General features: G+C 65.7%; 17 protein-coding genes. 12 read left to right on the top strand and 5 right to left on the bottom strand.

Annotated features, from left to right (window positions below):
* Positions 1-39: 39 nt before the first annotated feature.
* Complete coding sequence (locus tag MUB46_RS17680) at positions 40-534, bottom strand: potassium channel family protein (RefSeq protein ID WP_261617274.1); 495 nt, start codon at positions 532-534, stop codon at positions 40-42.
* 187 nt (positions 535-721) lie between these two features.
* Here MUB46_RS17680 and MUB46_RS17675 point away from each other — a divergent pair, with 187 nt between their 5' ends.
* The 3 genes from MUB46_RS17675 (at position 722) to MUB46_RS17665 (ending at position 2,702) form a co-directional block, all read left to right on the top strand.
* On the top strand, positions 722-1,357 hold the full coding sequence (locus MUB46_RS17675; RefSeq protein ID WP_261617273.1) for a carboxymuconolactone decarboxylase family protein: 636 nt from the start codon (positions 722-724) through the stop codon (positions 1,355-1,357).
* Entirely contained in the window at positions 1,357-2,055 is a 699-nt protein-coding gene (locus MUB46_RS17670) for a CBS domain-containing protein (RefSeq protein ID WP_261617272.1), read from the top strand. Before MUB46_RS17675 ends, MUB46_RS17670 begins: the two co-directional genes overlap by 1 nt.
* Before the next feature lie 119 nt (positions 2,056-2,174).
* Positions 2,175-2,702 carry a cytochrome c gene (locus MUB46_RS17665; protein ID WP_261617271.1) on the top strand — a complete coding sequence of 176 codons (528 nt, stop codon included), beginning with the start codon at positions 2,175-2,177 and terminating at the stop codon, positions 2,700-2,702.
* Positions 2,703-2,749: 47 nt separating this feature from the next.
* Here MUB46_RS17665 and MUB46_RS17660 read toward each other — a convergent pair whose 3' ends face one another.
* Positions 2,750-4,699, bottom strand: a complete 1,950-nt coding sequence (locus tag MUB46_RS17660; RefSeq protein ID WP_261617270.1) for a TRAP transporter large permease — start codon at positions 4,697-4,699, stop codon at positions 2,750-2,752.
* Positions 4,700-4,851: 152 nt separating this feature from the next.
* Positions 4,852-5,892, bottom strand: a complete 1,041-nt coding sequence (dctP, locus tag MUB46_RS17655) for a TRAP transporter substrate-binding protein DctP (RefSeq protein WP_261617269.1) — start codon at positions 5,890-5,892, stop codon at positions 4,852-4,854.
* Positions 5,893-7,128: 1,236 nt separating this feature from the next.
* Between dctP and MUB46_RS17650 the strand changes: the two genes are divergently transcribed.
* The 7 genes from MUB46_RS17650 (at position 7,129) to MUB46_RS17620 (ending at position 14,864) form a co-directional block, all read left to right on the top strand.
* The gene (locus MUB46_RS17650; protein ID WP_261617268.1) at positions 7,129-8,229 is read left to right on the top strand and encodes an acyl-CoA dehydrogenase family protein; all 1,101 of its coding nucleotides are present in this window, start codon (positions 7,129-7,131) and stop codon (positions 8,227-8,229) included.
* A 26-nt stretch (positions 8,230-8,255) separates the two neighbouring features.
* Positions 8,256-9,497 (top strand): acyl-CoA dehydrogenase family protein, encoded by a 1,242-nt coding sequence (locus tag MUB46_RS17645; RefSeq protein ID WP_261617267.1) that lies wholly within the window; start codon positions 8,256-8,258, stop codon positions 9,495-9,497.
* A gap of 9 nt (positions 9,498-9,506) precedes the next feature.
* Complete coding sequence (locus MUB46_RS17640; RefSeq protein WP_315902759.1) at positions 9,507-10,616, top strand: CaiB/BaiF CoA transferase family protein; 1,110 nt, start codon at positions 9,507-9,509, stop codon at positions 10,614-10,616.
* Between the two features lie 58 nt (positions 10,617-10,674).
* On the top strand, positions 10,675-11,958 hold the full coding sequence (locus tag MUB46_RS17635; protein WP_261617266.1) for a CoA transferase: 1,284 nt from the start codon (positions 10,675-10,677) through the stop codon (positions 11,956-11,958).
* Positions 11,958-13,178, top strand: a complete 1,221-nt coding sequence (locus tag MUB46_RS17630) for a CaiB/BaiF CoA transferase family protein (RefSeq protein ID WP_261617265.1) — start codon at positions 11,958-11,960, stop codon at positions 13,176-13,178. Before MUB46_RS17635 ends, MUB46_RS17630 begins: the two co-directional genes overlap by 1 nt.
* A gap of 23 nt (positions 13,179-13,201) precedes the next feature.
* Positions 13,202-14,083 (top strand): enoyl-CoA hydratase-related protein, encoded by an 882-nt coding sequence (locus MUB46_RS17625; protein ID WP_261617264.1) that lies wholly within the window; start codon positions 13,202-13,204, stop codon positions 14,081-14,083.
* A gap of 352 nt (positions 14,084-14,435) precedes the next feature.
* Entirely contained in the window at positions 14,436-14,864 is a 429-nt protein-coding gene (locus tag MUB46_RS17620; protein ID WP_261617263.1) for a MarR family winged helix-turn-helix transcriptional regulator, read from the top strand.
* 163 nt (positions 14,865-15,027) lie between these two features.
* Here the strand turns inward: MUB46_RS17620 and MUB46_RS17615 are convergent, their stop codons facing one another.
* Both MUB46_RS17615 and MUB46_RS17610 read right to left on the bottom strand, forming a co-directional pair.
* Positions 15,028-16,521, bottom strand: a complete 1,494-nt coding sequence (locus MUB46_RS17615) for a tripartite tricarboxylate transporter permease (protein WP_261617262.1) — start codon at positions 16,519-16,521, stop codon at positions 15,028-15,030.
* 4 nt (positions 16,522-16,525) lie between these two features.
* Positions 16,526-17,020: a tripartite tricarboxylate transporter TctB family protein gene (locus tag MUB46_RS17610; RefSeq protein ID WP_261617261.1), complete on the bottom strand. Its 495-nt coding sequence runs from the start codon at positions 17,018-17,020 to the stop codon at positions 16,526-16,528.
* A gap of 230 nt (positions 17,021-17,250) precedes the next feature.
* Here MUB46_RS17610 and MUB46_RS17605 point away from each other — a divergent pair, with 230 nt between their 5' ends.
* Positions 17,251-18,183 carry an isocitrate lyase/PEP mutase family protein gene (locus tag MUB46_RS17605; protein ID WP_261617260.1) on the top strand — a complete coding sequence of 311 codons (933 nt, stop codon included), beginning with the start codon at positions 17,251-17,253 and terminating at the stop codon, positions 18,181-18,183.
* Positions 18,184-18,213: 30 nt separating this feature from the next.
* Positions 18,214-19,170 carry a tripartite tricarboxylate transporter substrate binding protein gene (locus MUB46_RS17600; RefSeq protein ID WP_261617259.1) on the top strand — a complete coding sequence of 319 codons (957 nt, stop codon included), beginning with the start codon at positions 18,214-18,216 and terminating at the stop codon, positions 19,168-19,170.
* The last annotated feature ends 29 nt before the right edge of the window (positions 19,171-19,199 follow it).

Below are 19,199 nucleotides of genomic sequence, written 5' to 3'. Positions count from 1 at the left end.
TGCACGAAACCGGCGATGCCGGCGCGAATAAAATCCCGGTTAGCCCGCGCCGCCGGGGATGCGGTCCGGTCGCTTCGGCTGGACGCAGCGTTCCCACGGCCACAGCCGGCCCATGGCCAGGTAGATGAAGGAGCCGGACCAGGTAATCAGCAGCAGCCCGTTCAGGGCCTCTATGCCGGCGATGAAACGCAGATGGCCTCCGGGGAACACGTCGCCGAGCCCGAGAGACGTGTAGGTGACGATGGAGAAGTACAGGTAGTCGAGTTCGCTTGAGACCGGGCGGCCGCCGAAGTCGCCCAGCCGCAGGACGTCGACCGAGACCGCATAGGCCGCGGCATACAGCACGATCTCGCCGATATGGGCCATCAGCGTGATGAAGACGATGGACAGCACGCGCCGTCGCGGCCGCATCGCGAAACGCGCCATCCCGCTCGAAAGCCAGTGCAGGGTCGAATAGTGAAATCCGGTTGTCGCCAGGACCAGGCAGACCGAAAGGATCACAGCGATACCGATGGCGAACCTCCCTGCTTGCATCCATTGGGTCGTTCGCGTCGGCGCCGCCGCGCCGATCAACCGTCGCGACCTTGCCCCACCGCGCGATCGAATTGATTGATGCGCGTTAAAGAATGAGGGCCGCGGGAGCGGGTAAATGTTCCCCGTGTGGCGGTAATCGAGAAGCCCTGCTGCGGCAGTTGTTTCGCTTCGCGGTGGAGGGGAGTCGATGCACATCGAGCCGAGACCCGAGCAGCAGACGTCCTGGTATCTGCGGCCCTTCTTCTGGAACCAGCGCCGCAAATACGGACAGGTTCTGGATGCCGCGCGTCTTTGGGCCCGATCGCCGAAGCTGTTTGTCGCCGTCGCCACCCTATACGGGGTCATCGACCGGAGAGGCTCGCCGATCGAACCGTCGCTGCGCTCGCTGATCACGGTCCGGGTCTCGCAGATCAACCATTGCCCGTTCTGCGTCGATCTGAACTCCGCGACGCTGCTCAAGCGGGGCGCGGGGTGGGACAAGGTCGTGTCTCTCCGCGACTGGCGGGACAGCCCGATCTACAGCGACCGGGAACGGAGCGCCCTCGATTACGCCGAGGAGATGACGGTCTCCGGGCCGGGCGTCCGCGACGAAACCGTGGACGCGCTGCGCGATCACTTTTCCGATGATGCGATCGTCGAACTGACCGCGCTGATCGCGTTCCAGAACCTGTCGAGCAAGTTCAATGCGGCCCTCGGTGTCCCGCCGCAGGGGTTCTGCGAGCGTCCCGCCACCGCCACTGCCGCCGCCACTGGCACCGTCGACGGCGAGGCGGCCTCGGACACCGCACGTTGGGTAAGCGAACAGAACGCGGGAGAGATCTGATGCTCGCCAGGGATGTCATGACGCGCGACGTCGTCACCGTCGGGCCGGAGACCTCGGTCCGCGATATCGCGAGACAGCTGGTGACGTCTCGCATCAGCGCGGTGCCCGTGGTGGATGACGGCGGTCAACTCGTGGGCCTCGTCAGCGAAGGAGACCTGATGCGGCGGCCCGAAACCGGCGCCGAGCGTCATCCGTCCTGGTGGCTGCGGCTGCTCGCCGAACCGGAGACCAGCGCACGCGACTATGTGAAGTCGCACGGGCTCAGCGCCCGGGACGTCATGACGCGCGACGTCGTCACCATCGCCGAGGACGCCTCGCTGGAGGACGTGGCGACGCTTCTGGAGGGGCATCGGATCAAGCGGGTGCCTGTCATTCGCGACGGAAAAATCGTCGGGATCGTCAGCCGCGCGAACCTGCTGCACGGTCTGGTCGCGCGCGGACCGGTCAAGGCGCCCTCGCTCGACGATCGCGCGCTTCGCGACGCGCTGGACAAGGCGGTCGCGGAAACCGGCATTCGCAAGGAATTCATCAATATCGTCGTGAACGACGGGGTCGTCCGGCTCTGGGGCGCGGTGGAGACTAATGCCGAAAAGCAGGCGCTGCGCGTCGCCGCCGAAGGCACACCTGGCGTGACGGGCGTCGAGGATCATGTCGGCGTCCTGCCGCAAATGGTCCGGGCGGTGATCTGGGCCGAGTGACCGCAGGGTCGCGGTGGTATCGCGGGCGCTGGCCGTGTCGTCCGGCATGACCGTACGGGTCTCGCGGCGCGGGTGTCGTTTCAGGTTGTCCAGCGGGAGATCAGGGGAGGGAGATCGTGATGAAATGTCCAACAGGGATCGCCGCCGCCATCGTCGCCGTCGGCCTCGTTGCCTGGGGCGGAGACGGAGCGCTCGCCAAGAGCCATGGTGATCCAGGTGACGCGCTGGAGGAACAGGCCATCGCGCCCGGCCTGACCATGCCGCAGATGGACCCGGTCCGCGGCCGGGACCTGTTCGCCAGCAAGGGATGCGTCGTCTGCCATGCGATCAACGGGGTCGGCGGCGAGGATGCGCCCGCGCTCGACGCGGATACGATGCCGGTGCCGATGAACCCGTTCGAGTTCGCCGCCAAGATGTGGCGCGGCGCCGAGGCGATGGTCTATCTGCAGCGTGAGGAACTGGGCGAGCCGATCGTCCTCGACGGCGCGGAGCTCGCCGACATCATCGCCTTCGTCCACGACGCCGAGGCGCAGCGACGGTTCTCGGATGCCGATATCCCGTCGGGAATCCGGAACCTGATGCACCACATGGAGGAAGACGACGAGCACCACGAGGACGACGACGATCGCGAGGAGGCGCACGACTAGCGCCCCGCGATGGCTTAGGTCGGTTGCACGTGGTCCGGCGCCGTCGGTCAGCTCAGGCCCGGTATCCAGAGGATCAGGGCGGGGAACGCCATCAGGGCGATGATCTTGACGAGGTCGATCAGCACGAAGGGGATGACGCCCCGGTAGGCCGTGCCGACCGGGAGGTTGCCGGCGATGCTCTTCAGAATGAAGATGTTGATCCCGAAGGGCGGGGTCAGCACGCCGAGTTCGACCAGCAGCACCATGATCACGCCCCACCACAGCAGGTCGAAGCCCAGCGCCTGGACGATCGCCGCGGACGTCGAGGCGGTGATCATCATCACCGTCGTGCTGTCCATGAAGGCGCCGATGAGGATGTAGAAGCCGACCATCAGGCCGAGCACGCCCCATGTCGGCAGGCCCAGATCGACGACAGCATCGGTGATCGTCTGGAGCAACGCGGTGGAGGCCAGGAAGAAGGTGATGATCAAGGCGCCGATGATCATGAAGTAGATCATCGACGTCGAGCGCGTCGCGGCGGCGGCGATCGACCAGAATGCGCCGTTGGCGAGCTTCCTGCGCCACAGGGCGACGACGAAGGCGAACACCGCGCCAAGCGATGCGGCCTCGGTCGCCGTCATCACCCCGAAGAAGATCGATCCCATCACCGTGGCGAACATCAGGAACACGGGCAGGCAAACGACCGCCGAGGCGCGCAGTTCCTCGAGGTCCCAGCGTTCGCCGGCCGGCGCGGCGGTCTTGTCCAGGCTCACCCAGATCAACACGACCGCGGCGTAGCACAGGATCGTGATCGCGGCGGGCACCAGGATCGCGAGGTACAGCGCGCCGATCGATTCCTCGACCAAGAGGGCGTAGATCACCACCACCGTCGACGGCGGGATCAACTGTCCGAGCGTGCCGCCGGCGGCGATGACGCCGGACACCAGGGTCCGGGCGTAGCCGCGGCTGGTCATCTCGGGATAGGCCGCCGATCCGATGCTGATGATCGTCGCCATGGAGGAGCCGGTCAGCGCGCCGAATCCGGCGCAGCCGCCGATGGTCGCCAGCGCCAGGCCGCCGCGGAACGGGGCGAACAGGGCGTGGGCGAAGCGGTAGATGTCGTTGGACATGCCGCCGGCGATCGCGAACCCGCCCATCAGCAGGAAATAGGGGATGACGCCGAGATCGCTGCTGCGCAGCAGGCCCAGCGTCTCGGACCCGGCGATGTTGAAGGCGGCGTTCGGCCCGAAGGTCGCGGTGATGCCAAGCATGGCGGCGCCACCGAGGACGGCGGCCAGCGGGACGTAGAACACCAGCGCGCCCCAGACCAGCGCGATCACGATCACGCTGGCCGTCAGCATGTCGGACTGGAACGCCGGCCGGGGGAGCGAGATCGCGGCGACGACGAGGGCGAGGGCGAGCAGCGTTCCGCCACCGATCACCAGCGTGGACCGGACCGGGCGTCCCACCCTGCCGGCAAGCTCCAGGGCGGCGACGGCCTGCGCGGGAATGCAAAGCAGGAAGAGGACGAAGATGAAGGAGTAGAACGGCCACAGCTTCCACTGGCGGATCGGCGTTTCCATGCCGCGCTCGTAGGACAGCACCAGCTGGTCGAAGACGGCCACCGCGAGGCAGACGATCAGGAACAGGTAGAGGAAGGCGCCGATCGCCCGAAGGATCGTCTGCTGGCGCTGGGAGAAGATCGCCGACAGAAGATCCACCTCGAGATTGGCCCGCTGCGACAGCCCGCTGGCCAGCACCGAGGCGATCGCCACGGAGAACAGGGTCGAGAACAGCTCGTTGGAACCGGTGATCGGGGCGTTGAGCAGCCAGCGAAAGACGATGATGTCGATCAGGTTCAGGATGCCGATCGCCAGCATGATGACGACGCCGAAGGAGGCGATCTTCTGGTTCGCGGTCCGCAACGCAGTGTCGATGCGCTGAAGCAGGCTGTCGCGCTGCCCGGCGTCGGCGCTATCGGCGTCGCCGTCCGCGGCGTGGTTCAAAGACGGTTCCATGTGCTCAACGTCGTCCACTTGCTTTCGACCTGCTGGAGCGATGCGGGATTACCGATCCGAAAGGGGAGCCGGCCCGAAGGAACCGTCCGGCCAGGGGGAGGGCCAAACGGTTCCGGCGACGCGCGCCGACGACGGGCATGGCCCGGGGCGCGTCAGTCCGACGCGGCGGCGTACTCCGCCTTGAAGGCATCGAGGACGGTCTGGCCGTCGGGGGTGCGTTCGATCCACGACTCGATAACCGGCGATATCAGGTCCCGGACCTTCTCCAGTTCCGCTTCATCGAAGCGACTGGCGGAATACTGAGGCTCGTTGGCGGAGCTGGCCGTGATCCCGTCGATGAAATCGGCATAGGCCTGCCCCAGGCGGCGCGTACCGTCTTCGCCGGTGAACGAGTCCAGCACGGCCCTGCCCTTGGGGCTGAGGCCTTCGTAGAAGGACTTGTTGATCACGACCGCGGTCGGAACGCCACCAAAGGTCACGTTGACCAGATGCTGGTGCAGAAGCTCCGTCAAACGGAACGATTGAAACGTGTCGGGGCTGGTGATGACGGCATCGACCACGCCTCTGCTCGCCGCCTGATACATCTCGGTGGGTGAAATGAACGCGGGCGAAGCCCCGAGGGCGGACATCGCATCGGCGGTGTTCTTGTCGCTTACCCGGACCTTCAGTCCGGCGAGCGACTCCAGCGACGTGATCGGTTCGCGCGCGCGAAGCGTATTGGAGGCGAGCACGCCGAAGAGCAGCAGCTTTCCCTCGGCGAATTCGTCGCCAAGCAGGCCCTTCTCCTGAAGTTTCCACAGCGCCAGGGAGGCGCGCGCCGGGTCGCCGCCGACCAGCGGCAGCGTGGTCACGGTCGAGCGCGGGAAGGGCTGGCCGGTGGCGGGCAGAACCCAGATCCCCATTTCGGCGACGCCGGTGACCACCCTGTCGACGACGTTCGCCGTGTTGGCGAAGGTCGGGCCGAGGATCTGTATCTCGAATTCCCCGTCCGCGGCCTCGTTGATCTCCTCGGCCCAGGGCCGGTAGACCTCTTCGATCAAAGGGCTCGTCTCGGGCAGCGTGGTGGCGAAGCGGACGACTGTCTGCGCCCATGTGGGCGAACCGAAGGACGCCAACCCCAAAGCCAGAAGAGACGTTGTCGCCTTCGCCTTCCACCAGGCCTTTGCCGAACGGGCGTCTGTATTGATGACCATCACGGTTTTTCCTCCACTCGATGATGCATTGCGTCTTGCCGCCCACCTGCCGTGGCTTGTTTCCAGGTGAACGCCACTAGGATCTTGTCGTTGTCGGGAACGGACGCCCTTTCATCTGCGGTGATGGGACGACCGGCTCCTTGCTGGCGCGCGTTGCGCGGATGGCAAAGCGCGCCGTGCACCCTCCGGCCGGGCCCGTGCGTGGCGTCGCTCCGAGCGGCGTGAATGTCTTGGAGGTGTGAGCGCTCACCGGCGTGGCTATGCGCCCGAAGGCGTCCCGTTTCGCCAGGGCGGGTAGCGTGGCGCCGGGCAATGCGGCGTCCCACACTGTCGCAACGTGCGCTGCCATCGAACGAATATCCCCCCTGCTCTCGAATGGAGCAGATTTCATTTGCTTTAGCCGATGTCGCCGGCTTCAGTTCGTATCGACCCGGCGGTATCGGCGGCCCCTAAATATCTTTAGGTATAAAATATCATAGTTGGATTGGTTTCCGCATGCAACAGCCTTGTCCGCCATGCGCTCGGGGCCGGCGTGCCGGCGGCTAGATCGCGGGGCGTGGATTGACCGAAACGGCGCCCGGGCGGGCGGGGGCGATCGTGCGGTCAGATAGGCTCGGCGTCTCGTTGTCGATGCTCTCATCCGTGTCCTAAACGCGCGCCAGATAGGGCAAGGCGCGATTCCGGAAATCGCCGGGAAAGAATGGGGTGATTATAATATCCGTTTATTATCAATGGAATATTTGAGTCCTGGTAGCCGGTTTGGGTGGGCCATGGCTCGAGGCGGTGCGCCGGGCTGTTTCGGTCGGCCGCGCATCCATACTTGCGGGCGATAGAGGCCGGAGCTGAGGTCAGGCTGTCACGCGCCGCGCGGGGTCTCAGGCGTTGTCGCCGGTGGCGACGGTGCCTGCTTCTCGGCGTGCGCCACCGTAATGGCTTGCGAGGAAATCGCCGCCTGTCGATCGCCGGCGTGGGCAGCGGGTGTTGGCGCCATAAGGAGGCGCGCATTCCCGCCCCGGCGCGCCGGGGCATTCTCGGGATATCTCTGAAAGTCTATATATTTCAGGTTAAAAGCCATTCTCTCCGAGGCGGCTTTTCGCACCGCAACCGGTGCGCCCGATATCCTTTATATATAAAATAAGTTGACGCTCGTTGGGCGCGATGGTTCAATCTTTCCCGACACGGGCTGATTCAGCCTGCTCGCCAGCCGCAGTACCGCTAGCCGCAGAGACCTCGCAGATGAATTTTGACTTCTCGGAAGACCAGAAACAGCTCAAGCACGTCGTCAATCGACTGCTGGCCGACAATTGCGCCGTCTCCGTCGTCCGGTCCGCGATGGAAAAGGACGATGGCGTCGACTGGGCTTTGTGGGAAACGATGGCGGGCATCGGGCTCATGGGGACGAACATCCCGGAAGCCTATGGCGGATCGGGCTTCGGCTATCTGGAGCTTTGCGTTGTCGCCGAGGAGTTCGGCCGGGCGCTCGCGCCGGTCCCGTTCGCCAGCAGCGTCTACCAGTTCGCCGAATATCTTGTGCAGGGCGGCACGGAGACGCAGAAGTCGGATCTGCTTCCGCAGGTGGCGGCCGGACAGCTCGTCGGCACGGTCGTACTCGATGGCGGGCGAGGGCACGGCGGCGCGCCGATGTCGTTCGCCAATGGCAGGCTGTCGGGCGCGTCTCCGATCGTCGTCGATGGCGGGTGCGCGAGCTGGGCCATCGTCAGGGCATTGGATACGCGGTCCGACCAGGACGGCTTGTTCCTGGTCAACCTCACGGCACCCGGCGTCACCCGCACGCAGGTGCAGTTATTCGACCGGATGCACAAGGGCGTTCGCCTCGAGCTGTCTTCGGCAGAGGCCGAGCCCCTGGCCGTCAGCGGGCTTCTGGATCACGTCCGGGACGCGACAGCGGTGCTTCTTGCCTTCGAGCAGGTCGGGGGGGCGGAACGCTGCATCGACATGGCCACGGACTACACGCGCCAGCGCTTTGCCTTCGGGCGGCCGGTCGGCTCGTTCCAGGCGATCAAGCACATGCTCGCCAACATGTTCATCACGGCCACGCTTGCCCGCTCCAACGCGTATTACGGCGCCTGGGCCCTGGCAACGGACTCCGATGAATTGCCGGTGGCCGCCGCGACGGCCCGTGTCAGCGCGACCTATGCCTTTCAGGAGTGCGCGATGAACAACATCCAGGCGCACGGCGGCATCGGATTCACCTGGGACATCGACTGCCACCTCTACTACAGACGGTCCAACTTTCTCGCGATCGCATTGGGAGGCCTTTCCGACTGGGAAATCGCGCTCGTCGACAGACTATCCGCGCGTCCGCATTCGATCTGAAGATCCCGAACAGAAGGACCCAGACAGTGGATTTCAACGATTCCCACGAAGAAGCCGCATTCCGGCGCGAGGCGCGCGACTGGATCGAGGCGAATGCCCCCGTGGAGCACCTGAGCGCCTTGAAGCGCTCCAGTTTCGGCCTGCTGGAGATCGACGCGACCGAGGCCGAGAAGGTGGCCCTGGGGCGCGACTGGCAGCGAAAGAAATACGATGCCGGCTGGGGCTGCATCCATTGGCCCGAGGCCTATGGCGGGCGCGACGCGAACCCCGTTCAGAACATCATCTTCCATCAGGAAGAGGGGCATTACGCGAAACTGACCGAGCGCCTCACCGTCGGCCTCAGCATGTGCGCGCCGACGCTGATGGTTCATGCCAGCGAGGATATCAACAAGACCTTGCTGCCCAGAATGGGGCGATCGGACGATATCTGGTGCCAGCTCTTTTCGGAGCCGGGCGCGGGCTCGGATCTGGCGGGAATCCGGACGCGGGCGGAACGGGCCGGCGACGGCTGGCGCATCAACGGACAGAAGATCTGGACCAGCGGCGCGCACTACTCGCAATGGGGCCTGCTACTGACGCGCACGGATTCGGAGCTGCCGAAACACAAGGGGCTGACGATGTTCATCGTCAGGATGGACACGCCCGGCATCGAGGTGCGGCAGATTCGTCAGATGAGCGAGCAATCCGGCTTCAACGAGGTGTTCTTCACCGACGTCCATATCCCGGACGAGCACCGCATCGGCGACGTCAACGATGGCTGGCGCGTCGCGCTGACGACGCTGATGAACGAACGCATGTCCGTCTCGACAACGATGACGACGGGGTTCGAGGAGCTGTTCGACTTCTGCCGAACCTGGCAGATCGACGGCAGGCCGGCGGTCGAGAACGACCTGGTCAAGGGGCGTCTGGCGTCCCTGGCGGTCCGCGCCAGCGGGCTCAAATACACCGCGATGCGCGCGATCTCGCAATTGTCCCAGGGCAATACGCCCGGTCCCGAGAACTCCGTGCTGAAGCTCGTGGCGGCGGCGACGCGACAGGAGGCGGCCAAGTTCGCGCTGGACCTGCAGGGCAATATCGGGCTGGGGATCGGCGCCGACGCGCATGACGAAGGGCGGTTTCAGGCGATGCTCATGCGCGCGCCGGGAATGCGGCTCGAGGGCGGCTCCGACGAGATCCAGCGGTCGATCCTGGCCGAGCGCGTGCTGGGGATGCCGGGCGACCCCAGGGTCGACAAAGACATTCCCTTCTCCCGCGTGCCCACACGGTAACGCCGAGCCATGCGTGGCATGAGGGACGAGACGATATCGGGGCCGCTCGCCGACGTTCGCGTCGTCGAACTCGCCGCAATCGGTCCCGTCCCCTTCTGCGGCATGATGCTGGCCGATCTCGGGGCGCGTGTCGTGCGCATCGATCGCAGTATGGCCGGCCCGATGGACCGATACGCGCCGGAAAATCGGGGCCGTACCGCGCTCGCGCTCGACCTGAAGTCAGAGGCGGGCAGGACACGGGCTCTCGACCTGATCGCTGCGGCCGACGTCGTGATCGAGGGGTACCGTCCGGGCGTGATGGAGCGACTTGGTCTCGGTCCCGAGGCCGTCCTTGCGGCCAATCCCGCGCTGGTCTACGGGCGCATGACCGGCTGGGGGCAGGACGGCCCCTATCGCGACGTCGCCGGCCACGACATCAACTATATCGCCGTCTCGGGGGCGCTGCACGCCACGGGGCCGGCCGAGCATCCGGTGATCCCGCTGAACCTGGTCGGAGACTATGGCGGCGGCGCGATGCATCTGGTGGCCGGGGTCCTGGCGGCGCTGCATCACGCCCGGCGCACGGGCACGGGCCAGGTCGTTGACTGCGCCATGAGCGATGCGGCGATCTCCCTGATGAGCATGATCTACCAGAAGCGCGCGGAGGCCGAGTGGCGGGACAGCCGCGCCGTGAACGTCATCGACGGTGGTGCCCCTTTCTACAATGTCTACCGGTGTCGCGACGGCGCGTGGATCGCGATCGGGGCGATCGAAGATCGCTTCTATCGGTTGCTCCGGGACAAGCTGGACCTGCGGGACCCGCTGTTCGACCGGCAGTTCGATCGGTCGGCCTGGCCGGCGCTGAGGGGCCGGCTGTCCGAGATCTTCGCGCGGCGCACCCGGGCCGAATGGTGCGCGCTGCTGGAGGGCAGCGACGTCTGTTTCGCGCCGGTGCTGAGCATGGACGAGGCCGCCGGGCATCCCCACAACGTGGCGCGCGGCGCCTTCCTCGAGCGCGATGGCAGGCTCACGACGGCGCCGGTGCCGCGGCTGTCCGCAACGCCGGCTTCGATCCGCCCGGGCGCGGCGGTCGGGCCGGCCGACACGGCCGATTTCCTGAAGGACTGGGCCATCCGATGACGACGATCGCGTGCAGGGGCGGCGGCACCATTTGCCGGCGCGGCAGGAGGAGCTGACCTTGGATACGACATCCCGGAGGGGATATCTGAACGGCTACCGGGTCGTGGATCTCACCGATTTCAGGGGGCTCCTGACCGGACGGCTGCTTGCTGATCTCGGCGCCGAGGTGGTGGCGGTCGAGCCGCCGGGCGGCGCCGCCGCGCGGACCGCGCCGCCGTTGCTGGGCGGAACCGGGGTCTCCCGCCTCTGGGCCGCCCTGTCCCACAACAAGAAGAGCGTGACCTGCGACATTCACAGCGCGGACGGCCGGGCGCTGCTACTGCGCCTGTGCGCGGCGGCGGATTTCCTGCTCGTCTCCGGCACAAGACGGGAGGTCGACGCCCTCGGCCTCGATGCCGACACGCTGCGGTCGCTCAACGACCGCCTGATCCACGTGACGATGACGCCGTTCGGCCGGACCGGGCCGAAGGCGGGCTACGCCGACAGCGACCTCGTCATCTGGGCGGCCTCGGGGGCGCTCGAACGCAACCGCGTCGACGGCCGCGTGCCCGTCCGCATCGGCACGTCCTACCAGGCGTATTTCCATGGCGCGTCGGATGCCGTCGTCGGCGCCCTGCTGGCGCTGGCCGAGCGCGCCCGGTCGGGGCGCGGGCAGGGGGTCGACATCTCCTTCCAGGAATCCCTGGTCGCCGCCAACCAGGGCCAGGGGCTCTATCCGCTGGTCAACGACGTGGCCGCCGGCCCCCAGGACGGGGTCACGATCTTCCCGACGGTCTGGAAAACCAGCGACGGCTACGTCCAGTTCACGCTGACGAGCGGACCGGCCACGGGCCATTTCAGCAACAACTTCATGGCCTGGGTCGCCGAAAGCGGGCTGCTGCCGGACCATCTGGCCGCCGTCGACTGGCGCGACCTGCCGCAGACCTCCGGCTCCGGCCTCTCGGCCAGCGGCGCGACCAAAGACAAATACGCCGAGAAGGGCATGGGCGATGCCGAGCGGGCCCAGATCGAGGCGATCATCGCGCGGTTCTTCTCCACCCGTGGCACGGACGAGATCCTGACGACGGCGCGCGACCGGCGGCTGCTGCTGGCGCCGATCCTCTCGGTCGCCGATATCATGGACAACGACCACCACGACGCCCGCGGCACCTGGTTTCCGACGGGCGATGCCGATGCATCCGGCCCATGCCTGCCGGGGCCGTTCGCGCGCATCCGGCCCGAAGCCTTCGTCAATCACGGCGGCAGCGGCGCGGCCGGCGCGGCCAACGGCGATGTCTATGGCGGATGGCTCGGGATGACCGGCGCCGACGTAGCGCTCCTCCAGACCAACGGGGTGATCTGATGCGCGAAGCAGCATTGGCGGGCGTCAAGGTCGCTGATTTCTCATGGGTGCTGGCCGGCCCCACGGTGGGCAGGGCGCTCGCCGACCACGGCGCGACGGTGGTGCGGGTCGAGTCGGCGCGGCGGGTCGATCTGGCGCGCGCGTTGTCGCCGTTCACCAATGGCGAGTCGCGGCCCGACAACTCGGCGCTGGCGAGCGACCTCAATGCCGGCAAGCTCGGCCTGGCGCTCGACCTGGCAATCCCCGAGGCCCGCGAGGTCGCCCGCACGCTGTGCGACTGGGCCGATATCGTCCTGGAATCGTTCAGCCCTGGGACCATGAAGGCCTGGGGCCTGGACTACGACTCGCTGCGCCAGTCGAACCCCGGCCTGATCATGCTGAGCACGACCCTGATGGGGAATTTCGGCCCGCTCTCCAAGCTCGCCGGCTTCGGCAGCGCCGGGTCCTGTCTGTCGGGGATCCACAATGTCACCGGCTGGCCCGATATGGTGCCGACCGGCTATTGCGGCCCCTACACCGATTTCGTGGCGCCGAAGTTCAGCCTGATGGGGCTGCTGGCCGCGCTCGACCGGCGCGCGCGAACCGGCGAGGGCGCCTATATCGATCTGTCCCAGGTGGAAGCCGGCCTGCAATACATGGCTCCGGAAATCCTCGAGTACTCGACGAGTGGCAGCGTTGCCGAACGGCAGGGCAACGCCGATCCCGCGCTGTGTCCGAACGAGGTCTATGTCTGCGCCGCCGGCGATGGGCGCGAGCGCTATGTCGCGATTTCGATCCGGACCGAGGCCGAATGGACGGCCCTGATCGATGTGCTGCGGTTATCGGGTGTCGATGATCTGATCGATGCCGATGTCGATGCGCGCAAGGCGCACAGGGAGCGGATCGATGCGGCCATCGCCAAGGCGGTGGCCGACGAGCCAGCCGAGCGTGTCGAAGAGCTGCTCCAGACGGCGGGAATTCCGGCCTACGTGGCGCTGCACGGAAGCGAATTGCCGCACGATCCGCAGCTCAAGGACCGCAATCATTTCGTCGCCGTGGAGCATCCCCGGCGCGGGTCGACATACGTCGAGGCGACCCGCATTCAGCTATCGGAGACACCGGGCCGGCCCCATGGTGCGGGGCCTGATATCGGCGAGCATCAGACGATGGTTCTCAAGGAAATCCTGCAGATTCCGGATGATGTCATCCGTTCGTGTCAGCAGGCCGGCGCATTTTTCTGAAAACAGACGAAAGGCAAATCAACGTGGATATTCCCAAGTTCGAAACCCTTCTGCTCGAAGTCGACGGGCCTGTTGCGACGATCACCCTCAACCGGCCGGAAAAGCTCAACAGCATCAGCCTGACGCTGCGCGAAGAGTTCCTTCGCGTGCTGGAGCTTCTGAATCCCGGCGATGCCATTCGCGTGGTTCGGCTGAAGGGCGCGGGACGGGCGTTTTCGACGGGCTATGATCTGGAGGGCGGCTACGACGTCATGTCGGGCCAGACCCGATTGCCGGTCGAAACCGAGGACGAAGTAAGCCGGATCGGCGAGTCGTTCATCGCGCAGGATCGCGACAACCTGCGCCAGGTGGCCGTCTGGCTCCATCGAATCCGGCGGTTCCGCAAGCCGATCGTTGCCCAGGTCCATGGGTACTGTCTTGCCGGCGGCCTGGACCTGATCGGCGTCTGCGATACGGTCATCGCCGCCGAGGACGCCCAGTTCGGGCATCCCGCGTCACGCGCGCTGGGGCTGCCCACGACGATCGGCCTGTTGCCCATCAAGGCCGGTCCTCTGAAGACGAAGGAAATGCTCTTCACCGGCGACAACATCAGCGGGACCGAGGCGCAGCAGTGGCAGATCATCAACCGGGCGGTGCCGGCTGACGAGCTCGACAAGCAGGCCATGAAATACTGCCGCCGCATCGCGCTGCTGCCCCTGGACATGCTGACGGTGCACAAGGACGTCGTGAACCGGTGGGTCGACAATATGGGATACGGACCGTCGGTCGACACGACCACCGATCTCAATACCATCTCGCACCAGAGCCCGTTCACTGCCGAGTTCATCCGCAAGGCGACGACGGAATCGCTCAAGGCGGCCCTGGATTGGCGCGACGGTCGCTTTAAGCGGCAGGCCGAGGAATGACATCGGTCCGGCGGTGAGCCGATTTTCCGATCGGCCTGGATACGGAACAAGGGGATGGCCGACAGCGGCCATCCTCCACGCGCTATAGCCGAAGGGCGGGAAACAGTTCGGTCGTCCTTCGACAGCGGGCCAGGACCCGACCTCCCCCGGGCCCGCCGAATGAATTGGAAGCCGAACTCCGAAGGTGCCAAACTCGCTGTTCGATTCGTGACCGAAAGCTTCCGGACACTACATCAGCAGACTTCGGGAGACGGGAAGCGATTTTTTCCAAAGGCAGACAATGGCGCGCGCAAAGTCGAAACAATTAGCCGGCACCCCGCCAGCATCCATCCGTGTCAGGACCTGGCTTCGTATGGCCAGTCTCTATCGCATGGTGGACAAGCATCTGAAGAAAAGACTGCATACGGAGTTCGGCACCACGCTGGTCCGGCTCGATATTCTTTATACTCTGGATATGAATCCGGAGGGCCTGAGCATGGGGAGCCTGTCTTCGGAACTCTTCGTGACCAACGGCAATATCAGCGGCATCGTGAAGGATCTGTCGAAGAGCGGGCTTGTCGAGATGGCGCCGGCGCTGACGGACCGCCGCTCCATGATCGTCACGATCACCCCCGAAGGGCGGGACTACATCAAAGAGATCGTCGAGAGCCACCACGAATGGGTGGAAGACCTCCTGGCCGACATGTCGCAAACGCAAGTGCTGCAGCTGTCGGAGCTTCTCCGCGCCTTGAAGAAGTCGGTCGCCCCCAAACTCGAAGAGCGTTTGCTACAGGACGACTGATCAGCCGACCGGAGGCAGCGAAAGGCCGCATCGGACGGGCGGCGGGCGCGCACTGCCGGACCCGATATCCCGCGTTAGTGCGATAGACGGGGCCGGCCGGGCGACAGGGGCGGCCCGGCGTGCGCCCGTCGGTCACCGGGGCGAGACGCCGTCCGGGCGCCGATCATGCGGCCCGTCTTTTGCGCAGAAGCGGCAAGGCAATCGATGCGATCAGCAGAAGCGTCAGCACGAGGAAGGTCGCGCTGATCGGCCGCTCGATGAACGTTGCCATGTCTCCGCGCGAAAACAGCAGCGCGCGACGGAAGTGCTGCTCCAGCAGCGGTCCGAGAATGAACCCCATCAGCATGGGCGCGGGCGGATAGCCGTACTGGCTCATCACATAGCCGATGAGGCCGAACGCGATGACGACGTACACGTCGAACGCGCTGTTGTTGACGCTGTAGACGCCCACGCAGATGAAAAAGATGATCAGCGGAAAGAGCACCCGCTTGGGGACGGTGAGGATACGCACCCAGACGCCGATCAGCGGGATGTTCAGGATGAGAAGAAACAGGTTTCCGATCCAGAAGCTGATGACCAGCCCCCAGAACAGATCCGGATTGGTGGTGAAGAGCTCCGGTCGCGGAACGATGCCGTGTATCAGCATCGCGCCCATGAGGACGGCCATCGTCGCGTCGCCGGGAATGCCCAGCGCCAGGGTCGGGATGAACGCGGCCTGGGTCGAGGCGTTGTTGGCGGCTTCGGGCGCCGAAATGCCCTCGATGGCGCCGCGCCCGAACCGCTCCGGCGTCTTCGAGCTGCGCTTCTCGATCGCGTAGGCCAGAAACGCGGCAAGGGTCGGTCCGGCGCCCGGCAGCACGCCGATGAACGAGCCGACGATGGACCCGCGCACCGTGGGCTTCACGGCGAGCCGCAGATCCTCGCGCGTCGGTATCAGGTCGCGCAACCGTACCTTCGAAACGGCGCTCTTCGGACGCTCCGGCGTTCCGGCGTTCTTCAGAATCTCCGCGACCCCGAAGAGCCCCATCGCCATGGCGACCAGGTTGATGCCGTCCTGCAGGCGGAGCACGCCGAACGTGTAGCGCACCTCGCCCGACGTGCTGTCGATGCCGATCGTGGACAGCAGCAGGCCCGCCACCACCGCGAGGATGCCCTTGATCGGCGAGCCCAGCGACATCGTGGCCGCAGCGACGAGGCCCAGCAGCATGATCGAAAAGTACTCGGCCGAGGAGAAGGCCAGCGCCATCTCCCCGAGCTTCGGCGCGAAGCTCATCAGCAGCACGATCGCAAAGGACCCGCCGACGAAGGAGGTGATCGTGGTGATGAAAAGGGCAACCCCGCCGCGCCCCTGCTTCGTCATCGGATAGCCGTCGATGGCGGTGACCGCCGTCGTCGACGTGCCGGGCAGGTTGAGCAGGATGGAGGCGGTCGATCCGCCGTACTGCGCGCCGTAGAAGATGCCCGCCAGCATGATCAGGGCGCTCATCGGCTGCAGGTGGTAGGTGACGGGCAGGAGCATGGCGACGGCGGCCAGGGGACCGATGCCCGGCAACACGCCGATGAACATGCCCACCGTGACGCCGATCAGGCAGAACAGCAGGCCTTCGGTTGTTACCGCGGTCTGTATTCCAAGGCTGAGGCCGGAGATGAGATCCAAGGTACTACCTTCCGAAGGGTGTCAGCGGAATGCCGATGAGGGTGACGAAAAGGACGTAGCCTCCGATCGCGGTGAGGGCGGCGACGATCAGGCCGTGCTTCCAGGTGTTGTCCGGCTGCGCCATGCCGGCGAGCAGGACCATCGGCACTGTGGCGACGAAGAAGCCCGCCGTGTCGATGAGCAAGGCCCATGTCACGATGCCCATGAGGATGAAGGCCGCCGCGCGCAGATGCAGGCCTTCTGCCGGCTCGTCGGTCTCGTCGTCCTCGATGAACATGGCGATGACGGCCAGAAGCACCAGTCCGACGGACAGTGCCAGGGGCACGAAGCCCGCGCCCATGCGCGTAATCGTACCCAGCGGATAATCGACATAGGCCTTCACGCCCGCGGCCACGCCCGCGATCGCGAAAACACCGGCCACCATCCTGTTTCCGGTCACGTGTGCGATCCATCCGGATCGCGGCGTCGGACCGGTACTGCCCTTGCGGATTTCGGTCATGGCTGCTCATCCTAAATTGTCAACAGTTTAGATTTGCGTGGTCGCGCTGGCAAGCGTCAAACATGCGCCGCGTTGCAGATATTCGACTGGAATGCAGGGTTTCCGCATAAACTCTTGAGAATTGAGCCGTGAAAGGGGCTGTCAAATTCGCGGCCAAGTGTTGACACTCAGGTCGAATGGGCTAAAAATGTCGACACTTTTTAATATCACGCAGGGCGGAGGTCGTCTCTATGTCGAAAGCGCGTCGATTTCGCGAACTTCTGAATTCCGACGACCTCGTCGTTTCGGTCGGAGCCTATGACGGCTACAGCGCTCGGCTGATCGAGCAGGCCGGCTTCAAGACCGTGGCCACCACGGGCGCGGCGATCGCCAATGCGCGCCTGGGGCTGCCCGACATGGGCTACATGGGGCTGGCCGAGAATCTCGACCAGTGCCGTGCGATCGTCCGCGCCGTCGCGCTGCCGGTCACCTGCGACGCTGATACCGGCTACGGCAATCCGCTCAACGTGCATCACACGGTTCGCGAGTTCGAGGCGGTCGGCGCGGCCGGCATCAATATCGAGGACCAGGTCAGCCCGAAGCGGTGCGGCCACATGAAGGGCAAGGAAGTCGTCTCGCGCGGCGAGATGGTGAAGAAGATCGACGCGGCCTGCCTGGCGCGCCGGGACGACGACTTCGTCGTGATCGCCCGCACCGACGCCCTGGCCGTGGAGGGCCTGGAGCCGACCCTGGAGCGCATCAGGGCCTATGCGGGCGCGGGCGCCGACGTCATCTTCGCCGACGCGGTCGACAGCGAGGAGACCATCAAGCGGGTCGTCGAGGCGGCCGGCGTCCCGGTGTCCGTCAACATGGGCTTCGGGATCCGCGAGCGGCCGACCACGCCGCTCATCCCGCTGCCGCGGCTGAAGGCGCTCGGGGTCAGGCGGGTCAGCCTGCCGCGCATGCTGCCCGCCGCCGCGATCATGGCCATGCGCAACGCCCTCGTGGTGATGAAGGAGGTCGTGGAAACCGGCGAGCCGGTCAACCGCACCGACATGCTCGTGGGCATCGACGAGATCTGGGAGCTGATGGGCTACAGCGACGCGCGCGCGCTCGAAGACCGGCTTCTGACGCTCGAGTCCCTCGACTCGAAGTACGGCCGCCCGTCCAGCGCGGCCGAATGAGGTTTGACCACAACCAAACGGAGGAACTGCATGTTCAAGGTATTCAAGGCCCTTACGGCGGCCATCGCCCTCACGGCGGCGGCGGGTGCTGCATCGGCGCAGGATTATCCGAACCGCTCCATCTCTGTCATCGTTCCCTATTCGCCGGGCGGCACCGACACTCTCGCCCGCACGATCGCCCAGGGGCTCTCCAATGAGCTCGGGCAGACCGTCGTCGTGGAGAACAAGCCCGGCGCCGGCGGAACGGTCGGGGGCTCGTTCGTCGCGAACGCCGAGCCGGACGGCTACACCTTCCTCTTTGCCGTGAGCTCAGTCCAGACCGTTGCCCCGCATCAGCGCGATCTGCCCTACGGGTTCGACGCATTGCGCGGGGTCGCGCGCGTCTCGGTCGGACCGAACGTCATGGCGGCACGCAAGGACGCGCCGTTCAAGACCATGGAAGAGATGGTCGCCTACGCCAAGGAAAACCCGGGCGAGGTGAGCTATGGCAGTGCCGGAACCGGCGGCGCGACGCATATCGCCTCGGAGGCGGTTGCGCGTGCGGCCGACGTCGAGCTGTTCCACATCCCGTTCCAGGGCGTGACGCCGGCGGTCGCCGCGGCCGTGGCCGGTGAAGTCGATCTGGTGCTCGGGTTCGCGTCCGCGATCCTGCCGCAAGCGGAAGCCGGCAAGGTGACCGTGCTGGCGCAGCTCGGCGAAGGTCGCGCCAAACTGCTGCCCGACGTGCCGACGCTCAAGGAGAGCGGCATCGACCTCGAACTGCCGGTCAACATCGGCTTCTGGGCCCCGGCGGGAACGCCCGACGAGGTCGTGGACGCCTTTGCCGCGGCCGTCGAGAAAGTCATCACCAGTGATGAGCTGCAGGAATACGGCAAGAATACGCTCAGCGAGCTGCAGTTCGCCGGCCCTGCGGACTTCGATGCCATGCTGGCGAAGGAAGACGCCTTCTACGAGGAGCTTCTTTCGACCATCGACTTCTCGAAGTAAGCCCTTTCGACAACGAAGAAGCCCGCGCC

Source organism: Microbaculum marinisediminis, from assembly GCF_025397915.1.
In the GTDB taxonomy this organism is placed as follows: Bacteria; Pseudomonadota; Alphaproteobacteria; order Rhizobiales; family Tepidamorphaceae; genus Microbaculum; species Microbaculum marinisediminis.
Note: the sequence above shows the minus strand (reverse complement) of the source record. Positions and strands in the feature narration are given on the sequence as shown.